The organism is Ralstonia soli (assembly GCF_023955655.1).
GTDB lineage: Bacteria > Pseudomonadota > Gammaproteobacteria > Burkholderiales > Burkholderiaceae > Ralstonia > Ralstonia soli.
This window is the reverse complement of the sequence record NZ_JAMXHT010000016.1, coordinates 1-24,406: the sequence shown is the minus strand read 5'-3', so window position 1 is coordinate 24,406 and position 24,406 is coordinate 1. Positions and strand designations below refer to the sequence as shown.

Genomic DNA, 24,406 nt, shown 5'->3' with positions numbered 1-24,406 from the left:
AGGGACGGTCAATCAGGGGAGTCGGATTGTGTGCCTCCGCCGGCTATTTGATCGTAAAACTGCGCAGCAGCGTCAGATCGCCCGCCTTGCGCATCGGCACAACAAAGGTCTGCTGGCGCTCGGACGGCGTGTTCTCGTCGGTGATGACGGAGACGGTGGCCGTAGTGATGGCGCTGCTGTCATTGCCGCTCCCGTAGTAGTTCACGTAGACGAGGTACGTGCCCGGCGGCGGTGCCGGGTTCGAATAGATCTCCGGGCCATAGCCGGTGGTGACATCCACGTCGAGCGCGCCGCCGTTCTGGGCCACGCGGTTGCCGTACCAGGCGTGCTGGCCGTCGGGCGAGATGACGTGCAGGTCAAGGTCGGTGCCGTCGGTGTCCCACGACAGCACCACGCGCAGGCGCGGACGCGGGCGCCCGGCGTAGCTGTCGTAGAACTGCACGCGCTTGGCATCGCCGCGCGCGCTGCGCACTTCGACGCTGTTGCTGCCCGCGCCAAACGCGTACGGACGCGAGAACGTGCCATCGGCCTCGATACGCTGCGGCATTGCCACACCATTGACGACCAGCGTGCCCACCGACGAGCCATCGGCCCCACGGCGGCGGCGCGGCTTGTTGTCCTCCGCCAATGCAGCAGCTTTCGGCGTATTGCGAATGCGTCCGGCAATCATTGATGCCGCGCCCTGCCCTGGCGGCGTGTTCACCACCACGGCCGGGTAGTGCACGTCTTGCGTGTAGCGCGACGTGTCGCCCGCCGAGTAGCGCCAACCATTGAGTGGCGCGCTCATCTCGATGTTGGACGAATCGGTTTGCGCCGCCGCACCCAACGAGACAAGGGCGGCCAGCCATGCGAGGCGATGGAATGCGTGCGTCATGTGCGTCAGAAGCGGATCGATTTCATCAACGCCAGCTCGCCGATCTTGCGCAGCGGCACGCTGACGAATTCGCGCCGCTCGTTGGGCGTGTTCTCGTTATAGATGAGCGTCAGTTGCGCGGTGATGAGATCGCGGTCGTGCGCTTTTTCGTCGAAGTTGTAGCCGCCGGCGTTGAAGTTGCCCCAGTAGTTCACGTAGAACAGCCACACGCCGGGGCGCGGCGCGGCGGTGGAGAAGATCTCCGGGCCGGCGCCGTCGACGCTGTCCACGTCGAGCCCGCCGCCGTCGGACAGCAGCGGCTGCGCCCAGAACGCGTGATCGCCGATCGGCGAGATGACGTGCATGTCGACCTCGGCGCGCGGGTCGTCCCAGGTGAGGATGGCGCGCAGCTTGGCGGACGTCTTGGTGGTGTCGGCCTCGTAGAACTGCAGGCGCTGGCGCGACTGGCCGTCGGGGCTGACGATCTCCACGCTGTTCGAGCCGGGGCCGAACGCCCAGGGGCGCGCGAAGCGACCTTCGCTGTCGCCATAAAGCGGCATGGCGTTGCCGTTGACCACCAGCACCGGCGGGCGGCGCTGCTTGCCGGCCGCGCGAATGCGTCCGGCGATGAGCGTGCGGTATTTCTGCGCGCCGCGGTCCACCGGCGGCTTCGGATACGCGGCCGTGTACTGCTCGAGTTCGTTGGTCAACTTGCTGTTACGCCAGCCGCCGATCGGGCCTTCAAGGTCCGCCACCGGCTCCGCCAGCACAGAAGCGGCCAGCGCCAGTGCTGCGGTGCCCAGCCCCAAGCGCGTCATTCCGTTGTTCACAGCAAACCCTCCCCTCGGATCAGGCGGCGCGCCGTCGCCTCGACAAACTGTTCGTCCTGCCCGCGCGGGTGTCGCGCAAAGGCCAGGTGCAGGTATTCATGCGCGAGCGCGATGCGGTCCTCCTCGGTGGCGAGGCGGTGGACGTAGAGCCGGTTGCGGCGCGCGTCGGCATACGGACGGCCCTCGCGCACGACGCACACGGCGGGCAGCGTCGGCGCCTCGTAGCCGGGCTCGGCGCCTAGGCGCACGGACCAGCGCGGCGCCTGCGCCTGCAGCCACTGCTGCGCCCCCGCCACCGGCGCGCAATCGCCGGCCACCGGGCTCTGGAACGAGGTGAGGGTCGCCTGCGGCCACCACTGCGCGAGGATGGCGTCGAACCCCTGCCCGCGCTGGGCGGCGGCACGGGCGGCGGTCCAGCTCATCTGGCCACGCGAGCCGATGGTGCCGTGGTACTGCACGGCCTGGTTGGCAAGCACCAGTGCATCGGTAAATTCTGCGGCGTTGCGTGCGGCGGCGGCAGGCGGGCGCGGCAGCACGCGCTGCGTGCGAGAACTGTCCGCGATGCGGTAGCAGCCCTTGTCGCGCGCGGCGTGCTGCACGAGGTAGCTGCGCGCCGCCACCGCCAGCGCGCGGGCGGCCTGCGGCTCGGCGAGTTCGCCTTCACGCTCGACCACACGCGCCACATAGTCGTTCATGCCCAGGCGGCCAACGATGACAAGCGCATCGTTCTGGCGAGCGAGCGTCAGTTCGCCCTTGCTCTCGATGGGCAGCGTGTTGCCGTTGACGAAGCGCACGGCATAACGGCCGTCCAGGCGGCCCGGAGCAACCGGCTTGCCGCTGGCGTCGCGCACCTCACGGATGGGATAGCGCGCGAAAAAGTCGACCGCCACGCAGGCATCGTCGTCGGGCACGGGCGTCTGCTCGATCAGCGGGGTCAGGCGCGGTGCGGCGGCGGCCAGCACTTGGTTGCTCGAGCCCGCGCCGCCCAGCCAGACCGGCGTGCCATCGGCCAGCCAGCCTGCCGCACCGCCGATTGATGCGCCGGGACGTTGCGGGTCCGGCATGGTCCACGTCTTGGCGCGCAGCAAGCCGCCGAAGTACGAAACCGTGCCCTCGCCGCGTCCGACGGTCAGCACGGAGATGAGTGTTTGCGCAGCTGCTTCACGGCCATCGGCAGGGACCGTGCGCAGGGCAGTCAGCAGATCGGTGACCGGAACACGCTGCGTCGGCTGCATCGCGCGCAGGTCGCGCAGCCAGTTGGGCGATCCGGCCTGCTGCCAGAAGCGGCGCCAGTCCGCACGATCGAGGCCCAGGCGTGCCGGTTCGAAATAGCGTCCGCACGACTGGATGAGCGCGCGCTCGCGGTCGATACTCTGGCCTGCGGTGCAGCAGTAGACCTCTTCGGCATCGTTGCCGTGGCACGTGTAGTCGGGCGTGCTGATGCGGCGTGAGACGAGGTAGCTGTAGACGAAGAGCTTCCAGACGCTGCCGAGCGGTGTCTCGGTGTCGCGCGGTAACGCGGTCGCCTGCGGCGTGCCGGCAGCAGCGCCGAACTGCCAGAGCTTCGCCTCATCGCCTTGCAGCGCGGCGTAGCGCAACGGCTCGGCGGGTGCGGCGATGGCGCGGGCCACAGGCGCGAGTGCGCCGCCAGCCCACAGCAGGCCGGTCAGCACACCACACGCGAGCAGGCGGGAACGCATCGCCATATCAAACCACCTCACTCCACCTTGAACGGATAGCTGGCCGTTTTGCCATCACCCTGGAACGCCTTGGCTTCCGGCTGGTACATACGGAAGTAGCGCACCGGCGGCAGCGCAAAGCGGCCCGGCAGCGAGAAGCGAACCAACTGGCGCAGCACGGTCGGGCGTTCCAGCGCAGGCACCGGCTGGTTATACGAGAGTTGGCCCATCTCGTACGCGGCCCTGCGCTCGAACGGCTGCGGGCCGTTGCCTTCGTTCGGCTCGCCCTTCAGGCCGTCGATCTGGATGCCCCAGGTGGTGGCCTCCACCTCGGCGCCCGGCGGCAGCGGCACCTCGACTAGGCCATAGCGGTACGTGCCGTGGCGTGGCGTCAGCACGATTTCGTCGACGTAGAGGGCGTTGCTGTCGAGCGTGTCGCCCGGCTTGACCGGCTTGGCCTTGAGGGTGATGCCGCTGTTGCCGCTATTGCCGATGTCGGCACCCGGCTGCTTGGGCGCCTTCGGGTCGGCCTTGGGCGCGTCCATCGGTTCGAGGCGATACAGCTTGCGCTCGACCGTGATCGGCAGCTTGGACGCCTCCGGCGCGCGGCTGCGGTACGACACGATGGCCGACTGCGTGGTCACATCGGGCGGTGCGGTCGTCAGGTCCAGCGCGGCGGGCACTTGCGTGCCGGTCCAGCGCCACGTCGGCACACCCACCGGAGAACGTGCCGCCTGCCAGCCGCCTGCCGACACCGCCGGCTGGATCGTGGCCACGCTCGCGCCTTGCAGGCCACCCAAACCCTTCTGCAGCCAAACCAGCGCAACGGCGCGGTCCATCGTCGGCATGGCGGCACTGGCGCGGGCCAGCAGTGGTGCCGGATCTGCAGCCGAACGGCCACCGCCCATCAGCAGCAGGCTCTGCACCAACGGCGAGGTGTCTGCAGCCAGCGCGTTACGTGCAGCGATGTCTGCGGACACCAGCGCTTCCGGCACCGGCTGGCCGATCTGGCGCATCAGTTGCGCCGTCAGCACCGTCGCCACCTGGCGGCCGCGCGTGGAATCGGGCGCCACGAAGATCAGGCTGTCGCCGGCGGCGGGCTCGGCGTCGGCGGGCGCCTTGGTGTTGCGCGCCAGCTCGGTCGCCACGCCGGAGAGCGGCGTCGCGACCGGCAAACCCATCTCGTTGGCAAACCACAGCGCCAGCGCGCGGTGCAGCAGCGGCTCGTTCTGGCTGGTGCGCTTGTAGGCTTCGAGCACCTGCTTCCAGTTGTCTGCCGGCAGACTGATGCCGACCGCGCGGCTGGCGAGCCAATCCGCGTAGTAGGCGTACGACGTGATCAGCGCGCTGCTCGTGGTCAGTTCGCCCCACCAGCCGAAGGTGCCGTTGGTGCCAGCGAGCAGTGCCAGACGCTGGCGCTGCGTGCGCAGCAGTGCATCGACGCCTTGCGTGCCGACCGGACCACTATCCCCCAGACGCGAACCCGTGGCGGCCAGGCTCTGCTGCGCGATGGCCAGCGGAATCAGGCGGCTGGCGGTCTGCTCGGCACAACCGTACGGATACTCGATCAGGTCATCGGCTACGCGGGCGAACTGGCTGGCCGTATTGCCGACCACGCGCAGGCGTACGTCGCGGGCATCGGCGGGCAGGCCCAACGGCAGGCGCGTGCCCTGCAATTGCGTGAGCGGAACGACGTTTTCCCGGTCCGCCAGCCAACCAGTGGCGTCCAGCTTGAGCGTGGTCTGCAGACGATCCGATACCGCATCGCCCTGCTTCAGCTCGGCGTTGACGACACCAGCCTGCAACGCAGTCACCGGCGCGCGCAGGTAGTTGGCACCGCGCTTGAGCGTCACGCGCTGGTTGATGTTCAGGCCGGCGCCGGAGACGATCCAATCCGCGGTGATGTCCTTGTCGGTCTGGTTGAAGGCAACCATGTCCAGGCGCGGCTGATCGCTTTCGCGGAAGCGCTGCGGGCCGGTCCACTTGAGGTACAGCGGCTTGTCGGAACGGATGTTGGCCGTACGCTGGCCGACGATGCCGTCCGACGCACCGATGGTGGACACGGCACGCACCGTGATGCGCCAGCGCGCCAGCGAATCCGGCATCTTGAACGTCATGCGCGCGCGGCCATCGGCGCCGGTCTGCAGGTTTGCAACCCACGCGGCGGTGTCCTGCTCGTCGCGGCGCGGGCGCTCCAGCACCTTCACGCCACGCTCGTTGTGACGGCCATAGGTGCCGCCCGGCTTGCCCGGCAATGACGCGAGTGCCAGGTCGTAGCTGATGAAGCTCTGGCTCGACGTGGTGCGCACGCTGTTGCGGCGGGGGTGGTAGAAGAAGTCGACGATGCTGGGCGCCACTTCGGACTGCAGCACGTAGATCATCTCGTCGACCACCGACACCGTCAGGTTGGCCGGCACCGGCTTGCCCGCCAGCGCGCTGGTCAGATCCAGCGTGACAGTCTCGCCCGGTGCATAGACGGCCTTGTCGGCGTGCACGGTCAGATCGAGCGTCGGTTGCGTGACGACGATGCCGGCGTTCTGGAACACCATGTCGCCGTCGCGCACGTACAGCACCGAGAACGTCATGTTCGGGGCGAACTCGGCGCCGATCTTGATGCGCGCGCGGTACTGCGACGGCGTCACCTTTTGCAGGCTGAGCCATTCGCCGCCACGCGACAGCAGCGCGTGGCGCTCGACCTTGTCGCGCTCCAGCGTGAGCAGCGCGTCGTCCACCGGCTGCGGGAAGGTGATGAGCGCCTCGGCCGTATCGCCGATCTGGTAGCGGTCGCGGTCGAACACCATCTCAATGTTGCCGGGCACGGTCTGCACGCCGTCGCCCGCCACCCAGTGGCTCGATGCAGCGAGCAGGTTGCCTGCAGCATCCCGCACCGACAGCGTGTACGAACCCGGCTGGTCAAACTTGACCGGGAAGGTGGCGTTGCCCTTGGCGTCGGGCGCAAGCGTGCCTTCGGTGCGGGTGCGCGTTTCCAGGCGGACGAGGTCCCACTTGGCCGGCGGTGCCGTCGGCCCGCTCGCACCCGCCACTACCGGCATCGGCGTGAGGGTGAAGGACACGTTCTGCCCCGGCGTGGTGAAGTTCGACGTGGTCGACAGCTTGTACGGCGTGGCGCCGCGCGCGATCAGCAGTTCGCGCGTGACCTTCACGCGGTACGCCGCGCCGTCGTTGGCGAACACGGTCACTACGTAGCGGCTCGGCTCCTTGGCGGCGGGCAGCTCCAGCTTGGCGTTGCCGTCGCTGTCGGTGGTCAACTCCTGCTGCTCCAGCTTGACGGGGAACAGGCCCGCGTAGCGCAGTTCGCCCTCCACCATCGTCACCTGCTGTGCGCGCAGGCTGACCGACACCTTGCCGTCCTTGACCGGCTTGCCGTCCGGATAGCGCAGGCTGATCTTGCCCTTGACCGCTTCGCCCGTGCCATAGCTGGCCTTGTCGAGCGACAGGTTCACGTCAAAGTGCGGCTTGATGTATTCGGCCACGCGGAAGGCGCCGCCGTAGGTGCCGCCGTTGTAATCGAAGCGCAGTGAGTAACCGCCGGCCGGCGCGTTAGTCGGCAGCGTGAAGCGCGTGTCCGCGCCCGTGTCACCAGCCAGGCGCGTCGTGGTCGTTGCCACCGGCGCGCCGTTCGGATCCAGCACCTGCAGCTTGATGTCGCCCGCAGCCGGCACGGTCGACTGCGTTGCATTCTTGAAATCGCGGCCGATGAACTTGACGCGCACGTCATCCCCCGGGCGATACAGCGGGCGATCGGTGAAGGCGTACAGCTTGGTGTTGTAGATCTCGCTGTCGTAATAGAAATTCTCGGAGATGAACACGCCGCCCGCGCGATCGTTGCCGATCACATAGCTGCGCTCGGGCGAGACGTGACGCAGGTCGGCCGTGCCATCGCTGCCAGTGGTGCCGGAAGCGAGCACGCCCACGCCGTCAGTCCAGCTGACGGACGTGCCGCTCACCGGCTTGCCGCTCTTGCGCTCGGCCGTCCAGACCATCATCCCTTGCGAGGTGCCCTTGGTCACGGCCACAGTGTCCGACACGAACAGCAGCGTGTGCGCACGGTACGCACCGATCACCGCTTCCACGATGTACAAACCCGCCGGCAGCTTGCCTACGGGGATCATCACGTTGCCGGCGTTCTGCGGCATCCATTCGCTGCTGCTGCCTTCGAGCTTCACGTCCTTGGGCGGCTCGATGGGCTTGGCATCCCAGATCGGGTAGCGGAAACGGCCGAGCAGTTCGTAGCCCTTGAGCGGCGCGTACTGCGGATTGCTCGAGAACCGCGTGGGCGCGGTCATCTGATCGCCCATGCTGAATTGCGGCGCGGTCTCCACCACCTTGCTGCGCGTGGCGAACGACAGCACGCGCTGCCAGGCGCGGCGGGCCTGGCGCGTCCAGTTGTCCCACAGATAGGCCAGCGTGTTGGCCAGGCCTTCGCCGGTGTAGTTGGCCTTGACGTCGATGCGGTGCAGGTTCTTCTGCGCCTTCAGGAATTCGAGCGGCTGCGGCACGCGGTAGACGAGGATGTCGGCGCCGCCGTAGCGGGAGAGTTCGTCCTTGTACTCACGGCCCGGCGCCTCCAGGCGGACCATCGCTTCCTGGTCGGTGCCGTAGCTCGCATCCGACAGCAGGAAGAACGGCTGGCCCTTGAACGGCTCGTAACCGCTGCCCGGCACATTGGCGAGCGTGGGGTTCGGCTTTTCTGGCGCATCCGCCGCACGCGCAGGCCCCACAAACGCGAGCACCGTCAGGCAGACGACGGCAACGAGATTGAACGACAGCCAACGGTTGCGCATGAGTTTTTCTACCGTGTCAAAAAGGCCAGACGAAACACGCCGATGAAGTTGGGGTTGCCGCCCTGCGGCTGCCAGCGCGAGTCTTTCCATTGCATCAGTTCAGAGACCGGGACCGCGCGCAGGCCGTTGTCGCCGCGGGTGACGGTACCGGTGTGGTAAGCGATGTAGCGATCCATCCAGATCATCAGATGCTGGTCGTCGCCTTGATCGAAGAAGAGCAGATCGCCGGGGAGCGCCTGGTTGACGTCGCGGGCGACAAAGCGGCTGTTCTGCTGGATGAGCCCGAGCGCAGAGACGTAGGCGCCGGTGCTGCCATCAATGCGTGCCCACCGCTGCGTAAGCGTGCGCTGGGCCGGCGTGAGGTTCAGCTCGGGCGGCAGTTGGCGTGCGGATTCCGCATCGCGCATGCCGTTGGCGCGCAGCCAGCGGGCATCGTGCGTGCGCAGCGCCTCACCGGCGGCGAAGCGCACGAGGCCGGCGCAGTCGCGGTGCGTCCAGCGCGGCGTCGGGCCCTGGCGCAGCTGCTCGTTGACGATGCGCACGAACCACGCGCGGAACACGCTCGATTGATCCGGCGTGAGCGCATCAGGGTCGGCCGGTGCGGCGTCCGCCCAGCCCGACAAGGCATAGGCCTTCGGGACGAGCAGGTAAGCGCCGGCCGCCGCCAGCCAACGGCGTCGACTCGGCGCAGCGGCCAGGGCGCGCGGCGTCATTGTGTGCTGGTGTTGTTCGCGGGAACGGGAACGGCCGCCTCGGTGGCCGGCGCTTCGGCAAGCGTGGCCGGTGCCGGCAGCACCCCATCGCCGCCGGCCGACAGACCGCGACCGCTCGACAGCCACGTCACCGGTACCCACCCGCGCGCGGACGGCACGCCGCCCTCCAGCGCCAACGACACCGGCGCATACCGCGCCAATGCCGTGAGTTTGGGGAACAGGTGCGTCTGCGCGGCGTTCAGGAACACGGCCTCCTGATCGGCGGGCAGCGCGGCGCCAGCTTCGCGGCGCACGAGCGGCGCGAGCGATGCGGGCGTCATCGTCAACACGATGCGCTCGGTCTTGTCGCGCGGCAGGCTGTCGGCCACGGCGGGGAAGCGTTTCGCGAGCACCGCCAGCGCGTCGTCAACGAGGCGCGCGTCGGGCGAGAACACCACCACATCGCCCGTAATCGCCAGCGTGACCGGGAAGTAGCGGTCCGACGAGAGTTGCGCGGCAAACGGCGTGCCGGCCGACTGCGCCGTGCCGTAGCGCGCGCTCACCGGGCGCTGCCACAGCGTGGCATTGGCCGGCCCTTGCTTGGTCGTCACGGGTAGGCGCTTGTATGCACCGGCTTTGTCATCGGTCTGCGCCTTGGCTTCATAGGAGCCGACGATCTGGCCGAACAGCGCGCCCAGCGCCGGCTTCACCGCTTCGGCTTGTGAGGGCGAAGACAACCTGGCGACGAACAACGGCGCCACCAGCGACGATTTGCCATACCAGCACGCGGCAGCCGGGCCGGCAAACGCATCGCCAACATGCGCGGCGGCTTCGGTCACCTCCTTGGCATCGCCTGCCACATTGCGCAGCAGCGTGCCGGCCGCCTTCCAGTCAACCGGCAAGGTCGCGCAGGCAGCGGGGTCCGCGGGCAAGGCGTGCCACAACGCGGCGTTATCCCACTTGCCGGACAGGCGCGCCGGATCGATGAGTGCGGCGCTCCGCCAGCCATTGCCCGAAGCCCCTGCGCCAAAATCGAAGCGCAATGCCTCGATTCCAGGGAAGTACTGCTGATAACCAAACGACAGATAGTTGGCACTCACCACAACGTGGTGGCCCGTGGTCTCTTCGGTCGGCAGCGCATAGGCATTGCCTTGCACGTTGCGCTTGCCGGCGTCGTCCGACAGCAGTGCGGCGAGCGCGCTGGCCTGCTTCGAGATAGGCTTGCCGTCCTTGTCCAGCAGGATGCCCGGCTCCGACAACGCGATCAGCCGGTCGCCCTTGCTGGCGATCAGGATGGAGCGCGTGGCCGACAACCGCAGCGCGTAGACCGGCGCGCCGGAATCGCCCAGCGCATCGGCAACCTTGGTGAGCTGCGTGTCACTCGTGGCGACGGTGGCAACGGCTTCCAGCGCCTTGGCCAGGCCGTTGCGCTGCATCGAGAGCACCCAATAGCGCAGCTTGTCGTCGGGGCCGCGCCACAACATCACGCGGGCGGGCTCGTCGAATACGTGCTTGAGCACGGTCTCAGCGAGGTCCAGCTTCTGCTCGTAGGCGAGACGACGCAGCGCGCCGGCCACCGAAAGGCGGTCTTCGTTGCCCTCGTAGTAGGCGACGAAATCTTCGGTCAGCACGTCGCGCAGCAACGGCACGCGCAGCACGTCACGCGGCAGCTGCGACAGGCTCTGGCTGTCGATCAGGGCATCGGGGTACGTGAGGTCGAGCTGGACCTGGCGGGCGTGCAGGGCACGCGTGCGGCCGAACAGGTGGAAGGGGTGCCAGACCATCTGCACCACCGCGACACCAGCAACCACCAGGGCGACCGCACCAACGGCGATCTGCTTGCGTGTGAGCTTCATGGAATCGTCGGCAAGACTGGAGAGGGAGCCGACAATTCAGAAATTGCCGGTCTATAACCGCGCGATCATAGCGGTTGGCATGTTAAGGCGGGTTAACGTTTGGAGAAAATCAGAATTAAACGCTGCGGTGCCGGCGGCCCCGTGCAACGGGCGAAAAAAAACCCGGCCCCCGCAAAGGGGCCGGGCTTTGATGCGAAGGACGCTGCCTAACTTCAGGCGGCGCCGCCTTCCTCTTGGTGGACGACAGGCGTCTCGAAGATCGAAGCGGCTTCTTCCTCGGCAATCGCTGCGGCGCGGTCGCGGTCGGCGGCTTCCTTGGCCTTGCGGGCGCGGTGGTAAGCCAGACCGGTACCAGCCGGGATCAGACGGCCGACGATGACGTTTTCCTTCAGACCACGCAGGTCGTCGACCTTGCCCATGATGGCGGCTTCGGTCAGCACGCGCGTGGTTTCCTGGAACGATGCCGCCGAGATGAAGCTGTCGGTCGATAACGATGCCTTCGTGATACCCAGCAGCAGGTTCTCGTAGGTTGCCGGACGCTTGCCTTCCGCGATCACGCGGTCGTTTTCGTCCAGCAGCTCCGAGCGCTCCACCTGTTCACCCGGGATGAACTTGGTGTCGCCGGTGTCCACGATCTGCACGCGGCGCAGCATCTGACGAACAATCACTTCGATGTGCTTGTCGTTGATCTTCACGCCTTGCAGACGGTACACGTCCTGCACTTCGTCGACGATGTACGTCGCCAGCTCTTCCACGCCCTTCAGACGCAGGATGTCGTGCGGGTCGGCCGGGCCTTCGACGATCATTTCGCCCTTGTTGACCACCTGGCCGTCGTGCACCAGCACCTGCTTTTCCTTGGCGATCAGGAACTCGTGGGCATTGCCGTCGAGGTCCGTAATCACCAGGCGCTGCTTGCCCTTGGTGTCCTTACCGAACGAAGTCGTACCGGTGACTTCCGCCAGCACGGCGGCGTCCTTCGGCGAACGGGCTTCGAACAGTTCGGCCACACGCGGCAGACCACCGGTAATGTCACGCGTCTTCTGCGATTCGGTCGGGATACGTGCCAGCACTTCACCCACGTGCACTTGCTGACCGTCCTTCACGGTGATCAGCGCGCCCACCTGGAAGCCGATGGTCACGGAGTGGTCCGTGCCCGGGATCTTCACTTCGGCGCCCGACGAGTCGAGCAGCTTCACCTGCGGACGGATGCCCTTCGAAGCCGTGGTACGACGCTTGGCATCGATCACCACCAGCGTCGACAGGCCGGTCACTTCGTCCATCTGCTTGGCAACGGTCACGCCTTCTTCGACGTTCTCGAACTTGATGGTGCCCGAGTACTCCGAGATGATCGGACGCGTCAGCGGATCCCACGTGGCAAGCTGCGTGCCGGCCTTGATGGCTTGGCCATCCTTCACCAGCAGCGTTGCACCGTAGACGATCTTGTGGCGCTCGCGCTCACGGCCGTGGTCGTCGGTGATCAGCGCTTCGCCCGAACGCGAAATGACGATCTGCTCGCCCTTCGCGTTGGTGACGTAACGCATGGTCGCCGTGAAACGCACGGTACCGGTTGCCTTCGCTTCCACGCTCGATGCCACTGCCGCACGCGATGCCGCACCACCGATGTGGAACGTACGCATCGTCAGCTGCGTGCCCGGCTCACCGATCGACTGAGCGGCAATCACACCCACCGCTTCGCCGGAGTTCACCAGCACGCCGCGGCCGAGGTCACGGCCGTAGCACTTGGCGCACAGGCCGTAGCGCGTGTCGCAGGTCAGCGGCGTGCGAACCTTGACTTCGTCCACGCCGATCGAATCGATCAGCTCGACCAGGTCTTCGTCCAGCAGCGTGCCGTTCTCGATCGCAGTTTCCTGCGTCTCCGGGTTCACCACGTCGCCAATGACCACGCGGCCCAGGATACGGTCGCGCAGGGCTTCGATCACTTCACCGCCTTCCACCAGCGCCTTCATCAGGACGCCGTTGGTGGTGCCGCAATCGTCTTCCACCACGACCAGATCCTGCGTCACGTCAACCAGACGACGGGTCAGGTAACCCGAGTTCGCGGTCTTCAGTGCCGTATCAGCCAGACCCTTACGTGCACCGTGGGTCGAGATGAAGTACTGCAGAACGTTCAGGCCTTCGCGGAAGTTCGCGGTAATCGGCGTTTCAATAATCGAGCCGTCCGGCTTGGCCATCAGGCCACGCATACCAGCGAGCTGACGGATCTGCGCGGCGGAACCCCGTGCGCCCGAGTCGGCCATCATGTAGATGGAGTTGAACGACTCTTGCTTGACGGTGTTGCCGTTGCGGTCGACCACGTCTTCGGTCTGGAGCTGCTCCATCATCGCCTTGCCCACCTGGTCACCAGCGGCGCCCCAGATGTCCACGACGTTGTTGTAACGCTCCTGGTCCGTCACCAGACCCGACATGTACTGCTTGTCGTATTCCTTCACCTTGGCGGCAGCTTCGGAGATGATCTTCTCCTTGGCCGGCGGCACCAGCATGTCGTCGATGGCGATCGAGATACCGGCGCGCGTTGCCAGGCGGAAGCCCGACTGCAGCAGCTTGTCAGCGAAGATCACGGTTTCGCGCAGACCGCACTTGCGGAACGCCGTGTTGATCAGGCGCGAGATTTCCTTCTTCTTCAGCGGCTTGTTCAGCACCGAGAACGGCAGACCCTTCGGCAGAATCTCCGACAGGATCGCGCGGCCGACCGTGGTCGATTGCAGCGTGATCTTCGGTGCGAAACGCGCGTCGCCGTCGGCTTCCGGGTTCACCAGTTCATACTCGGTGATCCGCACGTTCACGCGCGAAGCCAGTTCGACTTCCTTGTTCTCGTAGGCGCGGATCACTTCCGAGATGTCGGCGAACGTCATGCCTTCACCGCGGCCGTTGATCTTGTCGCGGGTCGTGTAGTACAGACCCAGCACCACGTCTTGCGACGGCACGATCGACGGATCGCCGTTGGCCGGGAACAGCACGTTGTTCGACGCCAGCATCAGCGTACGCGCTTCCATCTGCGCTTCGAGCGACAGCGGAACGTGAACAGCCATCTGGTCACCGTCGAAGTCGGCGTTGAACGCCGCGCAAACCAGCGGGTGCAGCTGGATGGCCTTGCCTTCGATCAGCACCGGCTCGAACGCCTGGATACCCAGACGGTGCAGCGTCGGTGCGCGGTTCAGCATCACCGGGTGTTCGCGGATCACCTCTTCCAAGATGTCCCACACCACCGGCGTCTGGCTTTCGACTTCCTTCTTCGCCGCCTTGATGGTGGTGGCGATGCCCATCGTTTCCAGCTTGTGGAAGATGAACGGCTTGAACAGCTCGAGCGCCATCAGCTTGGGCAGGCCGCACTGGTGCAGCTTGAGCGTCGGGCCCACCACGATGACCGAACGGCCCGAGTAGTCCACGCGCTTGCCCAGCAGGTTCTGACGGAAACGGCCGCCCTTACCCTTGATCATTTCAGCCAGCGACTTCAGCGGACGCTTGTTGGCGCCGGTCATCGCCTTGCCGCGACGGCCGTTGTCCAGCAGCGAATCCACCGCTTCCTGCAGCATGCGCTTTTCGTTGCGCACGATGATCTCCGGCGCCTTCAGCTCGAGCAGACGCTTCAGACGGTTGTTCCGGTTGATCACGCGGCGATACAGGTCGTTCAGGTCCGACGTGGCGAAACGGCCGCCGTCCAGCGGCACCAGCGGACGCAGCTCGGGCGGCAGCACCGGCAGCACTTCGAGGATCATCCAGTCCGGCTTGATACCCGAACGCTGGAACGCCTCGAGCACCTTCAGGCGCTTGGCGAACTTCTTGATCTTGGCTTCCGAGCCCGTAGCTTGCAGCTCGGCACGGATCGTCTCGATCTGCTTCTCGATGTCGATGCCGCGCAGCAGCTCGCGAATGCCTTCGGCGCCCATCATGGCGACGAATTCACCCTCGCCGTACTCGTCGCACTTGGCCAGGTAGTCGTCTTCCGACATGATCTGGCTCTTCTTGAGCGGGGTCATGCCCGGCTCAACCACGACGAATGCTTCGAAGTACAGCACGCGCTCGATGTCGCGCAGCGTCATGTCGAGCACCATGCCCAGACGCGACGGCAGCGACTTCAGGAACCAGATGTGCGCGGTCGGCGCAGCCAGTTCGATGTGGCCCATACGCTCACGGCGCACCTTGGCCAGCGTCACTTCCACGCCGCACTTCTCGCAGATCACGCCACGGTGCTTCAGGCGCTTGTACTTGCCGCACAGGCACTCGTAATCCTTGATCGGGCCGAAGATCTTGGCGCAGAACAGGCCGTCACGCTCGGGCTTGAACGTACGGTAGTTGATGGTCTCGGGCTTTTTGACTTCGCCGTACGACCACGAGCGGATTTTCTCCGGCGACGCGAGGCCGATCTTGATCGCGTCAAACTGCTCTTCTTGCTGTACCTGACGGAATAGGTCGAGCAATGCTTTCATTCCAAACTCCTTGAGTTTGAGGCTGGCGCGCTGGGGTTACTGCCCCAATGCACCGACCCTAAATCTTCGTCAATGGCTGCTGCTGTTACCGGAGCGCAGCGATGCTGCCGCTGCGCTCCCATCGCACGGGCGCTTAGTTGCGCTCGAGGTCGATGTCGATACCCAGCGAGCGGATTTCCTTCACCAGCACGTTGAACGATTCCGGCATGCCGGCATCGATCGAGTGCTCGCCCTTGACGATGTTCTCGTACACCTTGGTCCGGCCGTTCACGTCATCCGACTTCACGGTCAGCATTTCCTGCAGCACGTAGGACGCGCCGTAGGCTTCCAGCGCCCACACTTCCATCTCACCGAAACGCTGGCCACCGAACTGGGCCTTACCGCCCAACGGCTGCTGCGTCACCAGCGAGTACGGACCGGTCGAACGCGCGTGCATCTTGTCGTCGACCAAGTGGTGCAGCTTCAGCATGTGCATCACGCCCAGCGTGACCGGACGCTCAAACGCCTCACCGGTGCGGCCGTCGAACAGCGTGACCTGCTGCTTGGAAGCGGTCAGGCCCTTCTCCTTCGCAATGTCTTCCGGATAGGCGAGGTCCAGCATGCGGCGGATTTCGTCCTCATGCGCACCATCGAACACCGGCGTCGCGAACGGCACGCCCTTCTTCAGGTTCTCGGCCAGCTCCAGGATCTCGGCGTCGGACAGGCTGTCCAGATCTTCGATCTTGCCGCTCTCGTTGTAGATCTGACCCAGCAGCTTGCGCACTTCGGCAGCCTTGGCTTGCGCCTTGAGCATGTTGCCGATGCGCTCGCCCAGACCGCGTGCGGCCCAGCCCAGGTGGGTTTCGAGAATCTGACCCACGTTCATCCGCGAAGGCACGCCCAGCGGGTTCAGCACGATGTCTGCCGGCGTACCGTCAGCCATGTACGGCATGTCTTCGATCGGGGTGATCTTCGACACAACACCCTTGTTACCGTGACGACCGGCCATCTTGTCGCCAGGCTGCAGGCGACGCTTCACGGCCAGGTACACCTTGACCATCTTGATCACGCCCGGCGGCAGTTCGTCGCCTTGCGTGAGCTTCTTGCGCTTCTCTTCGAACGCGAGGTCGAACTCGTGACGCTTCTGCTCGATGGCTTCCTTCACGGCTTCGAGCTGCGTGGCCACTTCGTCATCCGACGGGCGGATGTCGAACCAGTGCCACTTGTCGAGGTCGTCCAGGTATTCCTTCGTGAGCGCGGTGCCCTTGGCCAGCTTCTTCGGGCCGCCGTTGGCAACCTTGCCCACCAGCAGACGCTCCAGACGCTGGAATGCATCGCCTTCCACGATACGCAGCTGGTCGTTCAGGTCCAGGCGGTAGCGCTTCAGTTCTTCATCGATGATCGACTGGGCGCGCTTGTCGCGCGTCACGCCTTCACGCGTGAACACTTGCACGTCGATCACGGTACCGGTCATGCCCGAGGGCACGCGCAGCGAGGTGTCCTTCACGTCGGACGCCTTCTCACCGAAGATCGCACGCAGCAGCTTCTCTTCCGGCGTCAGCTGGGTCTCGCCCTTCGGCGTGACCTTGCCGACCAGCACGTCACCGGCTTCAACTTCGGCACCGATGTACGTGATGCCCGATTCGTCCAGGCGCGCCAGTTGGGCTTCAGCCAGGTTCGAGATGTCGCGCGTGATTTCTTCCGGTCCGAGCTTCGTGTCGCGGGCAACGACCGACAGTTCCTCGATGTGGATCGAGGTGTAGCGGTCTTCAGCCACCACGCGCTCCGAGATCAGGATCGAATCCTCGAAGTTGTAGCCGTTCCAGGGCATGAACGCGACCAGCATGTTCTGGCCGAGCGCGAGCTCGCCCATGTCGGTCGAGGCGCCGTCAGCGATCACGTCGCCGCGGGCAACGATGTCGCCCACCTTGACCATCGGACGCTGGTTGATGTTCGTGTTCTGGTTCGAACGCGTGTACTTGATCAGGTTGTAGATGTCCACGCCGACTTCACCGGCAACGGCTTCGTCGTCGTTCACGCGAATCACCACGCGGTTCGCGTCAACATAGTCGACCACGCCGCCACGGGTGGCTTGCACCGCCGTACCCGAGTCCACTGCCACGGTGCGTTCGACGCCGGTACCCACCAGCGGCTTGTCCGCACGCAGGCAAGGCACGGCCTGACGCTGCATGTTTGCGCCCATCAGTGCACGGTTTGCATCATCGTGCTCGAGGAACGGCACCAGCGAAGCTGCAGCCGACACGATCTGCGACGGCGCCACGTCGATGTACTGCACGCGGTCCGGCGTGACCATACGGGTTTCACGCTCGCTGCCTTCACGTGCGGAGACCAGTTCGTCAATCAGGTTGCCGTCCTTGTCCACCGTCGCGTTGGCCTGCGCCACCACGTACTTGCCTTCTTCGATGGCCGACAGGTAATCCACCTGGTCGGTCAGCTTGCCGTTCTCAACCTTGCGGTACGGCGTTTCCAGGAAGCCGTAGTCGTTCAGCTGTGCGTACAGTGCCAGCGAGTTGATCAGACCAATGTTCGGACCTTCCGGCGTTTCGATCGGGCACACACGGCCGTAGTGGGTCGGGTGCACGTCGCGGACTTCAAAGCCTGCGCGCTCGCGCGTCAGACCGCCCGGGCCCAGTGCCGAAATACGGCGCTTGTGCGTGACTTCCGACAGCGGGTTGGTCTGGTCCATGAACTGCGACAGCTGCGACGAACCGAAGAACTCGCGAATCGCCGACGAGATCGGCTTCGAGTTGATCAGGTCGTGCGGCATCAGGTTTTCCGTCTCGGCTTGGCCCAGACGCTCCTTCACGGCACGCTCAACGCGCGACAGACCGGCACGGAATTGGTTTTCCGCCAGTTCGCCAACGCAACGCACGCGACGGTTGCCGAGGTGGTCGATATCGTCCACTTCGCCCTTGCCGTTACGCAGGTTCACCAGCAGCTTGATCGTGTCGAGGATGTCGTCATCCGTCAGCACCATCGGGCCCGTACCTTCCGAGCGGTTCAGGCGGCTGTTGACCTTCATGCGGCCCACGCGCGACAGGTCGTACGAGTCTTCGCTGTAGAACAAACGTTGGAACAGCGCTTCGACGGCGTCTTCGGTCGGCGGCTCGCCCGGGCGCATCATGCGGTAGATCGCGATACGCGCAGCGGTCTGGTCGGCCGTGTCGTCCGTGCGCAGCGTGGACGAGATGTACGGACCTTGATCCAGGTCGTTCGTGTACAGCGTCTGGATTTCCTTCACGTCGGCGTCGCGCAGCTTCTCGAGCACGCCTTCGGTCAGTTCGTCGTTGGCGTTGGCCAGGACTTCACCGGTGTCCGGATCGACGATGTTCTTCGCCAGCACCCGGCCCAGCAGGTAGTCTTCCGGCACGCTGATCAGCTTGGTACCAGCCGAATCCAGGTCGCGGATGTGCTTCGCGTTGATGCGCTTGTCCTTCTCGACGACGATCTTGCCGTTCTTGTCGGCAATGTCGAAGCGAGCGACTTCACCGCGCAGGCGCTCGGGCACGAATTCCATCAGTGCGCCTTCGCTCTTGAGCGTGAAGTTGTCGAACACGAAGAAGTGCGCCAGGATCTGTTCCGGCGTCAGGCCGATCGACTTCAGCAGGATCGTCACCGGCATCTTGCGGCGGCGGTCGACGCGGAAGTACAGGATGTCCTTCGGATCGAATTCGAAGTCGAGCCACGAGCCGCGGTACGGAATGATCCGCGCCGAGAACAGCAGCTTGCCCGAGCTGTGCGTCTTGCCCTTGTCGTGCTCGAAGAACACGCCCGGCGAGCGGTGCAGCTGGGACACGATCACACGTTCCGTACCGTTGATCACGAACGAACCGGTGGAGGTCATGAGCGGAATTTCGCCCATGTAGACTTCCTGCTCCTTGATCTCCTTGACCTTGGTGGGGTTCTCGCGGTCGTTGATGATCAAGCGCACTTTTGCGCGCAGCGCCGAGTGGAAGGTCAGACCACGCTGCTGACATTCCTTGACGTCAAACGGCGGGTTGGACAGGTGGTACGACACGAACTCCATGCGTGCCAGACCGTTGTGCGACACGATGGGGAAGATGGCGTTGAACGCCGCTTGCAGACCTTCGCTCTTGCGTTGTGCGACAGGAGCGTTCTCCTGCAAGAACTGGGCATACGATTGAATCTGGGTGGCAAGCAGGAAGGGAACCTGATGAACCGTTGCGCGCTTCGCGAAACTCTTGCGAATACGCTTTTTCTCGGTAAAGCTGTACGCCATGGGATCTCCGAATCATCGCAAGTGCGCGCGACGGACTTAAGGCCGGACTCAGGGCGATGAGTACGCCTGGCACTTGAGGTGTTCAGCGACTGGTGACGGGATTTGGCGGTTGGCCGCTACCAACCTCTGGCTGACGGTACTGCGCGCGCCGCCCGCACATGCGCCCATGGAGCGCATGCTACGGACGGGGGAGTACCCGACCAAACTTGCCTTCTGCAGTCGGTTCAGAAGACAAACATCAGCGGACTGCGAACTGCCTAGTGTGCCACTGATGTTTGGCCTCTGCTGGCCTTGTCCTGGCCGGCTGCCGGTCAATCCGGCGAAAGAGACTTCAAAAACACTTATTGCGTGATCGCAGGATCGCTCAACAACCGATCCCACAAGCGCAAAAAGGCTGGCGCCGGGAAATCTCCCTTTGCCAGCCTCTATCGCGTACCGAGTACGGCACGCGAGACCTGCACTTACTTGGCTTCGGCTTCCGCGCCGGCTTCCACCAGCTTCTTCACCAGCTCGTCGGCGGTCTTCTTGTCGACGCCTTCCTTCACGGGCTTCGGTGCGCCATCGACCAGGTCCTTGGCTTCCTTCAGGCCCAGGCCGGTGATTTCACGCACGGCCTTGATGACGCCAACCTTGTTCGCGCCGGCGCTCTTCAGCGTCACGGTGAATTCGGTTTGCTCTTCAGCAGCAGCAGCGCCAGCGCCGCCGGCAGCCGGGCCAGCCACTGCAACAGCAGCTGCCGACACGCCAAACTTCTCTTCGAACGCCTTGACCAGGTCGTTCAGTTCCATCACGGACATCGCGCCAACGGCTTCCAGGATGTCGTCTTTGGTGATTGCCATTTGAATAACTCCAGAATGTGATTCGGTATCGATCGTGCGATCTGTACGGGGTACCGCAGCCGATTAGGCTGCAGCGGCCTCGCCTTCGCCTTGCTTGGCAGCCAGGGCACCCAGGGCGCGGGCAAAGCCCGACACCGGTGCCTGCATGACGAACAGCAGCTTGCTGAGCAGTTCTTCGCGGCTCGGGATCGTTGCCAGGGCCTTTACGCCGTCGACATCGAGCACCTTGCCGTCGTACGAACCCGCACGCAGCTTCAGCTTGTCATTGCCCTTGGCGAAATCGTTCAGCACCTTGGCCGGGGCCACTGCGTCTTCGGAAATACCGTAGATCAGCGGACCGGTCAGTTGCTCGGCGAGTTCGGCAAACGGCGTGCCTTCCACAGCGCGGCGTGCCAGCGTGTTCTTCAGAACGCGCAGGTAGACGCCTTGCTGGCGCGCTTGCGCGCGCAGCTTGGTCAGATCGCCAACCGTGATACCGCGATATTCAGCAACGACGATGGTCGAGGCCTTGGCGACTTGCGCCGTTACCTCGGCCACGACGGCCTTCTTATCTTCGAGATTGAGTGCCACGGTTAAGCTCCAAAACGACTTCGGCTTCCACAGTCACTGCGGTCACCTCGGTCAGTCCAAAAGTACGGCGTCCGATTGGCACAAATCACTTCGGCAATACCAAAGTCACTCATTCCCTTCGGGGGCGCCATCTGCGTTGGCTGAACACCAGCTCCGTCACCGGAAAGTGCTGCGATTAAGGTGTTGGCCCCGAGGAGCCCTTCACCGCCAACGGTCTTTGATAACCAGCGGCATCGGCCTGCTTACGCAAACGTCCGCCACTGCCCAAAGTCCTTCCCTCAAGCTTCAAGGGACCGCGCGGCCGGAGCCTCGCGAGAGAAAACTGCTGGCGCCGGGATGGTTATCGGGCCACCCGGCGCGAATGATCGAGAACGATCAGGCAGCCAGCGTGGACTGGTCCACGCGCACGCCCACGCCCATCGTCGACGAGACGGCGACCTTGCGCAGGTACACGCCCTTGCTCGAAGCCGGCTTGGCCTTGGTCAGCGCGTCCAGCAGCGCAGCCAGGTTGCTCTTCAGCGCTGCCGGTTCGAACGAACGGCGGCCGATGGTGGCGTGGATGATACCGGCCTTGTCGACACGGAATTGCACCTGACCCGCCTTGGCGTTCTTCACAGCCGTGGCGACGTCCGGCGTCACAGTGCCGACCTTCGGGTTCGGCATCAGGCCGCGCGGGCCCAGGATCTGACCCAGCGTACCGACCACGCGCATCGTGTCCGGCGAAGCGATCACGACGTCGAAGTCCATGTTGCCGGCCTTGATCTGCTCGGCCAGGTCTTCCATGCCGACGATCTCGGCGCCAGCAGCCTTCGCTTGCTCAGCCTTGTCGCCTTGGGCGAACACAGCCACGCGCACCGACTTGCCGGTACCAGCAGGCAGCACCACCGAACCACGAACCACCTGGTCCGACTTCTTTGCATCGATGCCCAGTTGCACTGCCACGTCGATGGACTCATCGAACTTGGCGCTGGCGCATTCCTTAACGAGACTCAGGGCTTCGTCGATCGGGTAGAACTTGGTGCGCTCGACCTTGGCCTTGTTCGCGGCCACGCGCTTCGAAATCTTTGCCATGATTACAGGCCCTCCACCGTGATACCCATCGAACGGGCGCTACCGGCGATCGTACGCACGGCGGCGTCCAGATCAGCTGCGGTCAGGTCAGCGTTCTTTGCCTTGGCGATTTCTTCAGCCTGGGCGCGGGTGATCTTGCCGACCTTGTCGGTGTGCGGCTTGGCGGAACCCTTCTGGATACCGGCAGCCTTCTTGATGAGCACGGTCGCCGGCGGCGACTTCATCACGAAGGTGAAGCTCTTGTCGGCAAAGGCGGTGATCACCACCGGCACCGGCAGGCCCGGTTCCATACCTTGAGTCTGCGCGTTGAACGCCTTGCAGAACTCCATGATGTTCAGACCGCGCTGACCCAGGGCCGGGCCGACGGGCGGGGACGGATTTGCTTTACCAGCCGGAATTTGCAGCTTGATAAAGCCAATAATTTTCTTGGCCATCTTGACTCCAATCCGGACTGCCGAGCTAAGACAACTGCGGCAATCCTATTGAGTGGTAACGCATCAGCGCGAGGCTGACGCTCCTCTGTTGGCGCGGGCGCGCAGTCATTTGCGCACCGTTGCCCGCCAAGTCCAATGGACCGGGCGACTGGCGCGGCGGCTTGCACCGCCACGCCGAATTTCTTACACCTTCTCGACCTGACCAAACTCGAGTTCGACCGGCGTTGCACGCCCGAAGATGGTCACGGAAACGCGCAAGCGCGACTTCTCGTAGTTCACTTCCTCAACGTTGCCGTTGAAATCGGTGAACGGGCCTTCCTTCACGCGCACCATCTCGCCCACCTCGAACAGCGTCTTGGGACGCGGCTTCTCGACCCCTTCTTGAATCTGGGCCTTGATCCCTTCGACTTCGCGGCTGGACATCGGTGCCGGCCTATTGGCTGTACCACCGATAAACCCGGTCACCTTGGGAGTGTTCTTCACCAAGTGCCACGTCACATCCGTCATTTCCATTTCGACAAAAACGTAACCGGGGAAAAGGCGACGCTCGGTCACCTTCTTGGTTCCGTTCTTGCTCTCCATCACCTCTTCCGACGGCACCAAAATCTCGCCGAAGAGATGTTGCAGGCCCTCACGCTCGATGCGCTCCTGCAGCGCGCGTTGCACGCTTTTTTCCATGCCCGAGTAGGCATGCACGATATACCAGCGCTTCTTAGAGGCCGGCGCGGACGAATCCGTGGACGTATCGTTCGCTACGTTATCCGTCATGGCTTCACCCGATTATTTCCAGCCCAACACGAGCGAGAAGATCACCCACTCGATGAGCTTGTCCGCAGACCACAGGAACAAGGCCATGATCACCACGAACGCAAATACCAGACCGGTCATCTGACCAGCTTCCTTGCGCGTCGGCCACACCACCTTGCGAACTTCGCGGTACGACTCGCGCGCGAACTCGATGAAGCTCTGCCCCGGGGCAGACACCAGTGCGGCACCAGCACCCAGCACCAGCCCGCCGAGCAGCGAGGCTGCACGGACGTAACTCGGCTGTTGCGCCAGCAGGTAAAAACCGATCACCCCGGCGACCACCAGCAGGAACGCCACGACCAGCAGCCACTTGCCGCTGGCGGTGTTGACGGTTTCGACGTTCGGATTGGCCATGTTTCCCAAACGAGACTAAGCCGCGTGGCGCGTTTTCCTGCGCGACGCGGCTGATGAATTGGCAGGGGCAGAGGGAATCGAACCCCCAACCTTCGGTTTTGGAGACCGACGCTCTGCCAGTTGAGCTATACCCCTAAAACAGCACTGGGGTTGCCATTTTGGTCAACCCCACTCTGGCACTTCACGTGCGGCCGGTTGGCAGCCGCACGGAAGAGTTACAGCATTTACTTCAGGATCTTGGCAACGACGCCAGCACCCACGGTACGGCCGCCTTCGCGGATAGCGAAGCGCAGGCCTTCTTCCATGGCGATCGGGGCGATCAGCTTGACGGTGATCGACACGTTGTCACCCGGCATGACCATTTCCTTGCCTTCCGGCAGGGCGATCGAGCCAGTCACGTCCGTCGTACGGAAGTAGAACTGCGGGCGATAGTTGTTGAAGAACGGGGTGTGACGGCCGCCTTCGTCCTTCGACAGGATGTAGACCTCGCCCGTGAATTCCGTGTGCGGCTTGATCGAGCCCGGCTTGGCCAGCACTTGACCACGCTGAACGTCTTCGCGCTTCGTGCCGCGCAGCAGAATACCGACGTTGTCGCCTGCTTGACCTTGGTCCAGCAGCTTGCGGAACATTTCCACGCCCGTGCAGGTGGTCTTGTCGATCTTCGGCTTGTCGCCATCCATGGCGATACCGACGATTTCGATTTCTTCGCCGACCTTGATCACGCCACGCTCGATACGGCCGGTCACCACGGTGCCGCGACCCGAGATCGAGAACACGTCTTCCACCGGCATCAGGAACGTGCCGTCAACAGCGCGCTCCGGCGTCGGGATGTAGGTGTCCAGTGCGTCGGCCAGGTTCATGATGGCCACTTCGCCCAGCTCGCCCTTGTCGCCTTCCAGCGCCAGCTTGGCCGAACCCTTGATGATCG

15 protein-coding genes and 1 tRNA gene are annotated in these 24,406 nt (G+C 64.4%); all 16 read right to left on the bottom strand.

Annotated features, from left to right (window positions below; all coding sequences use genetic code 11):
• Positions 1-43: 43 nt before the first annotated feature.
• The gene (locus NG900_RS26150; protein WP_252685254.1) at positions 44-874 is read right to left on the bottom strand and encodes a YfaP family protein; all 831 of its coding nucleotides are present in this window, start codon (positions 872-874) and stop codon (positions 44-46) included.
• Between the two features lie 5 nt (positions 875-879).
• Positions 880-1,671 carry a YfaP family protein gene (locus NG900_RS26145; protein WP_252685252.1) on the bottom strand — a complete coding sequence of 264 codons (792 nt, stop codon included), beginning with the start codon at positions 1,669-1,671 and terminating at the stop codon, positions 880-882.
• Between the two features lie 8 nt (positions 1,672-1,679).
• Positions 1,680-3,383, bottom strand: coding sequence for a DUF2300 domain-containing protein (locus NG900_RS26140; protein WP_252685266.1), 1,704 nt, complete (start codon positions 3,381-3,383; stop codon positions 1,680-1,682).
• Between the two features lie 17 nt (positions 3,384-3,400).
• Positions 3,401-8,167 (bottom strand): alpha-2-macroglobulin family protein, encoded by a 4,767-nt coding sequence (locus tag NG900_RS26135; RefSeq protein WP_252685250.1) that lies wholly within the window; start codon positions 8,165-8,167, stop codon positions 3,401-3,403.
• A gap of 8 nt (positions 8,168-8,175) precedes the next feature.
• Entirely contained in the window at positions 8,176-8,880 is a 705-nt protein-coding gene (locus NG900_RS26130; protein WP_252685248.1) for a DUF1175 domain-containing protein, read from the bottom strand.
• Positions 8,877-10,715 carry a DUF2138 domain-containing protein gene (locus tag NG900_RS26125; RefSeq protein ID WP_252685246.1) on the bottom strand — a complete coding sequence of 613 codons (1,839 nt, stop codon included), beginning with the start codon at positions 10,713-10,715 and terminating at the stop codon, positions 8,877-8,879. The genes NG900_RS26130 and NG900_RS26125 overlap by 4 nt, the downstream gene beginning before the upstream one ends.
• A 212-nt stretch (positions 10,716-10,927) precedes the next feature.
• On the bottom strand, positions 10,928-15,163 hold the full coding sequence (gene rpoC, locus NG900_RS26120; protein WP_252685244.1) for a DNA-directed RNA polymerase subunit beta': 4,236 nt from the start codon (positions 15,161-15,163) through the stop codon (positions 10,928-10,930).
• Positions 15,164-15,296: 133 nt separating this feature from the next.
• Positions 15,297-19,403 (bottom strand): DNA-directed RNA polymerase subunit beta, encoded by a 4,107-nt coding sequence (rpoB, locus tag NG900_RS26115; RefSeq protein ID WP_252685242.1) that lies wholly within the window; start codon positions 19,401-19,403, stop codon positions 15,297-15,299.
• A 461-nt stretch (positions 19,404-19,864) separates the two neighbouring features.
• On the bottom strand, positions 19,865-20,242 hold the full coding sequence (rplL, locus tag NG900_RS26110; protein ID WP_252685240.1) for a 50S ribosomal protein L7/L12: 378 nt from the start codon (positions 20,240-20,242) through the stop codon (positions 19,865-19,867).
• A gap of 63 nt (positions 20,243-20,305) precedes the next feature.
• On the bottom strand, positions 20,306-20,812 hold the full coding sequence (rplJ, locus tag NG900_RS26105; RefSeq protein ID WP_252685238.1) for a 50S ribosomal protein L10: 507 nt from the start codon (positions 20,810-20,812) through the stop codon (positions 20,306-20,308).
• A gap of 375 nt (positions 20,813-21,187) precedes the next feature.
• On the bottom strand, positions 21,188-21,883 hold the full coding sequence (gene rplA, locus NG900_RS26100; protein ID WP_021197602.1) for a 50S ribosomal protein L1: 696 nt from the start codon (positions 21,881-21,883) through the stop codon (positions 21,188-21,190).
• A 2-nt stretch (positions 21,884-21,885) separates the two neighbouring features.
• Complete coding sequence (gene rplK, locus NG900_RS26095) at positions 21,886-22,317, bottom strand: 50S ribosomal protein L11 (protein ID WP_004634453.1); 432 nt, start codon at positions 22,315-22,317, stop codon at positions 21,886-21,888.
• A 183-nt stretch (positions 22,318-22,500) separates the two neighbouring features.
• Positions 22,501-23,085, bottom strand: a complete 585-nt coding sequence (nusG, locus tag NG900_RS26090) for a transcription termination/antitermination protein NusG (protein WP_252685236.1) — start codon at positions 23,083-23,085, stop codon at positions 22,501-22,503.
• Between the two features lie 12 nt (positions 23,086-23,097).
• Positions 23,098-23,478 carry a preprotein translocase subunit SecE gene (gene secE, locus NG900_RS26085; RefSeq protein ID WP_252685234.1) on the bottom strand — a complete coding sequence of 127 codons (381 nt, stop codon included), beginning with the start codon at positions 23,476-23,478 and terminating at the stop codon, positions 23,098-23,100.
• Between the two features lie 59 nt (positions 23,479-23,537).
• Positions 23,538-23,613, bottom strand: a tRNA-Trp gene (locus NG900_RS26080).
• 89 nt (positions 23,614-23,702) lie between these two features.
• A partial coding sequence (locus NG900_RS26075; protein ID WP_252684637.1) for an EF-Tu C-terminal domain-related protein occupies positions 23,703-24,406 on the bottom strand: 704 nt, incomplete at its 5' end.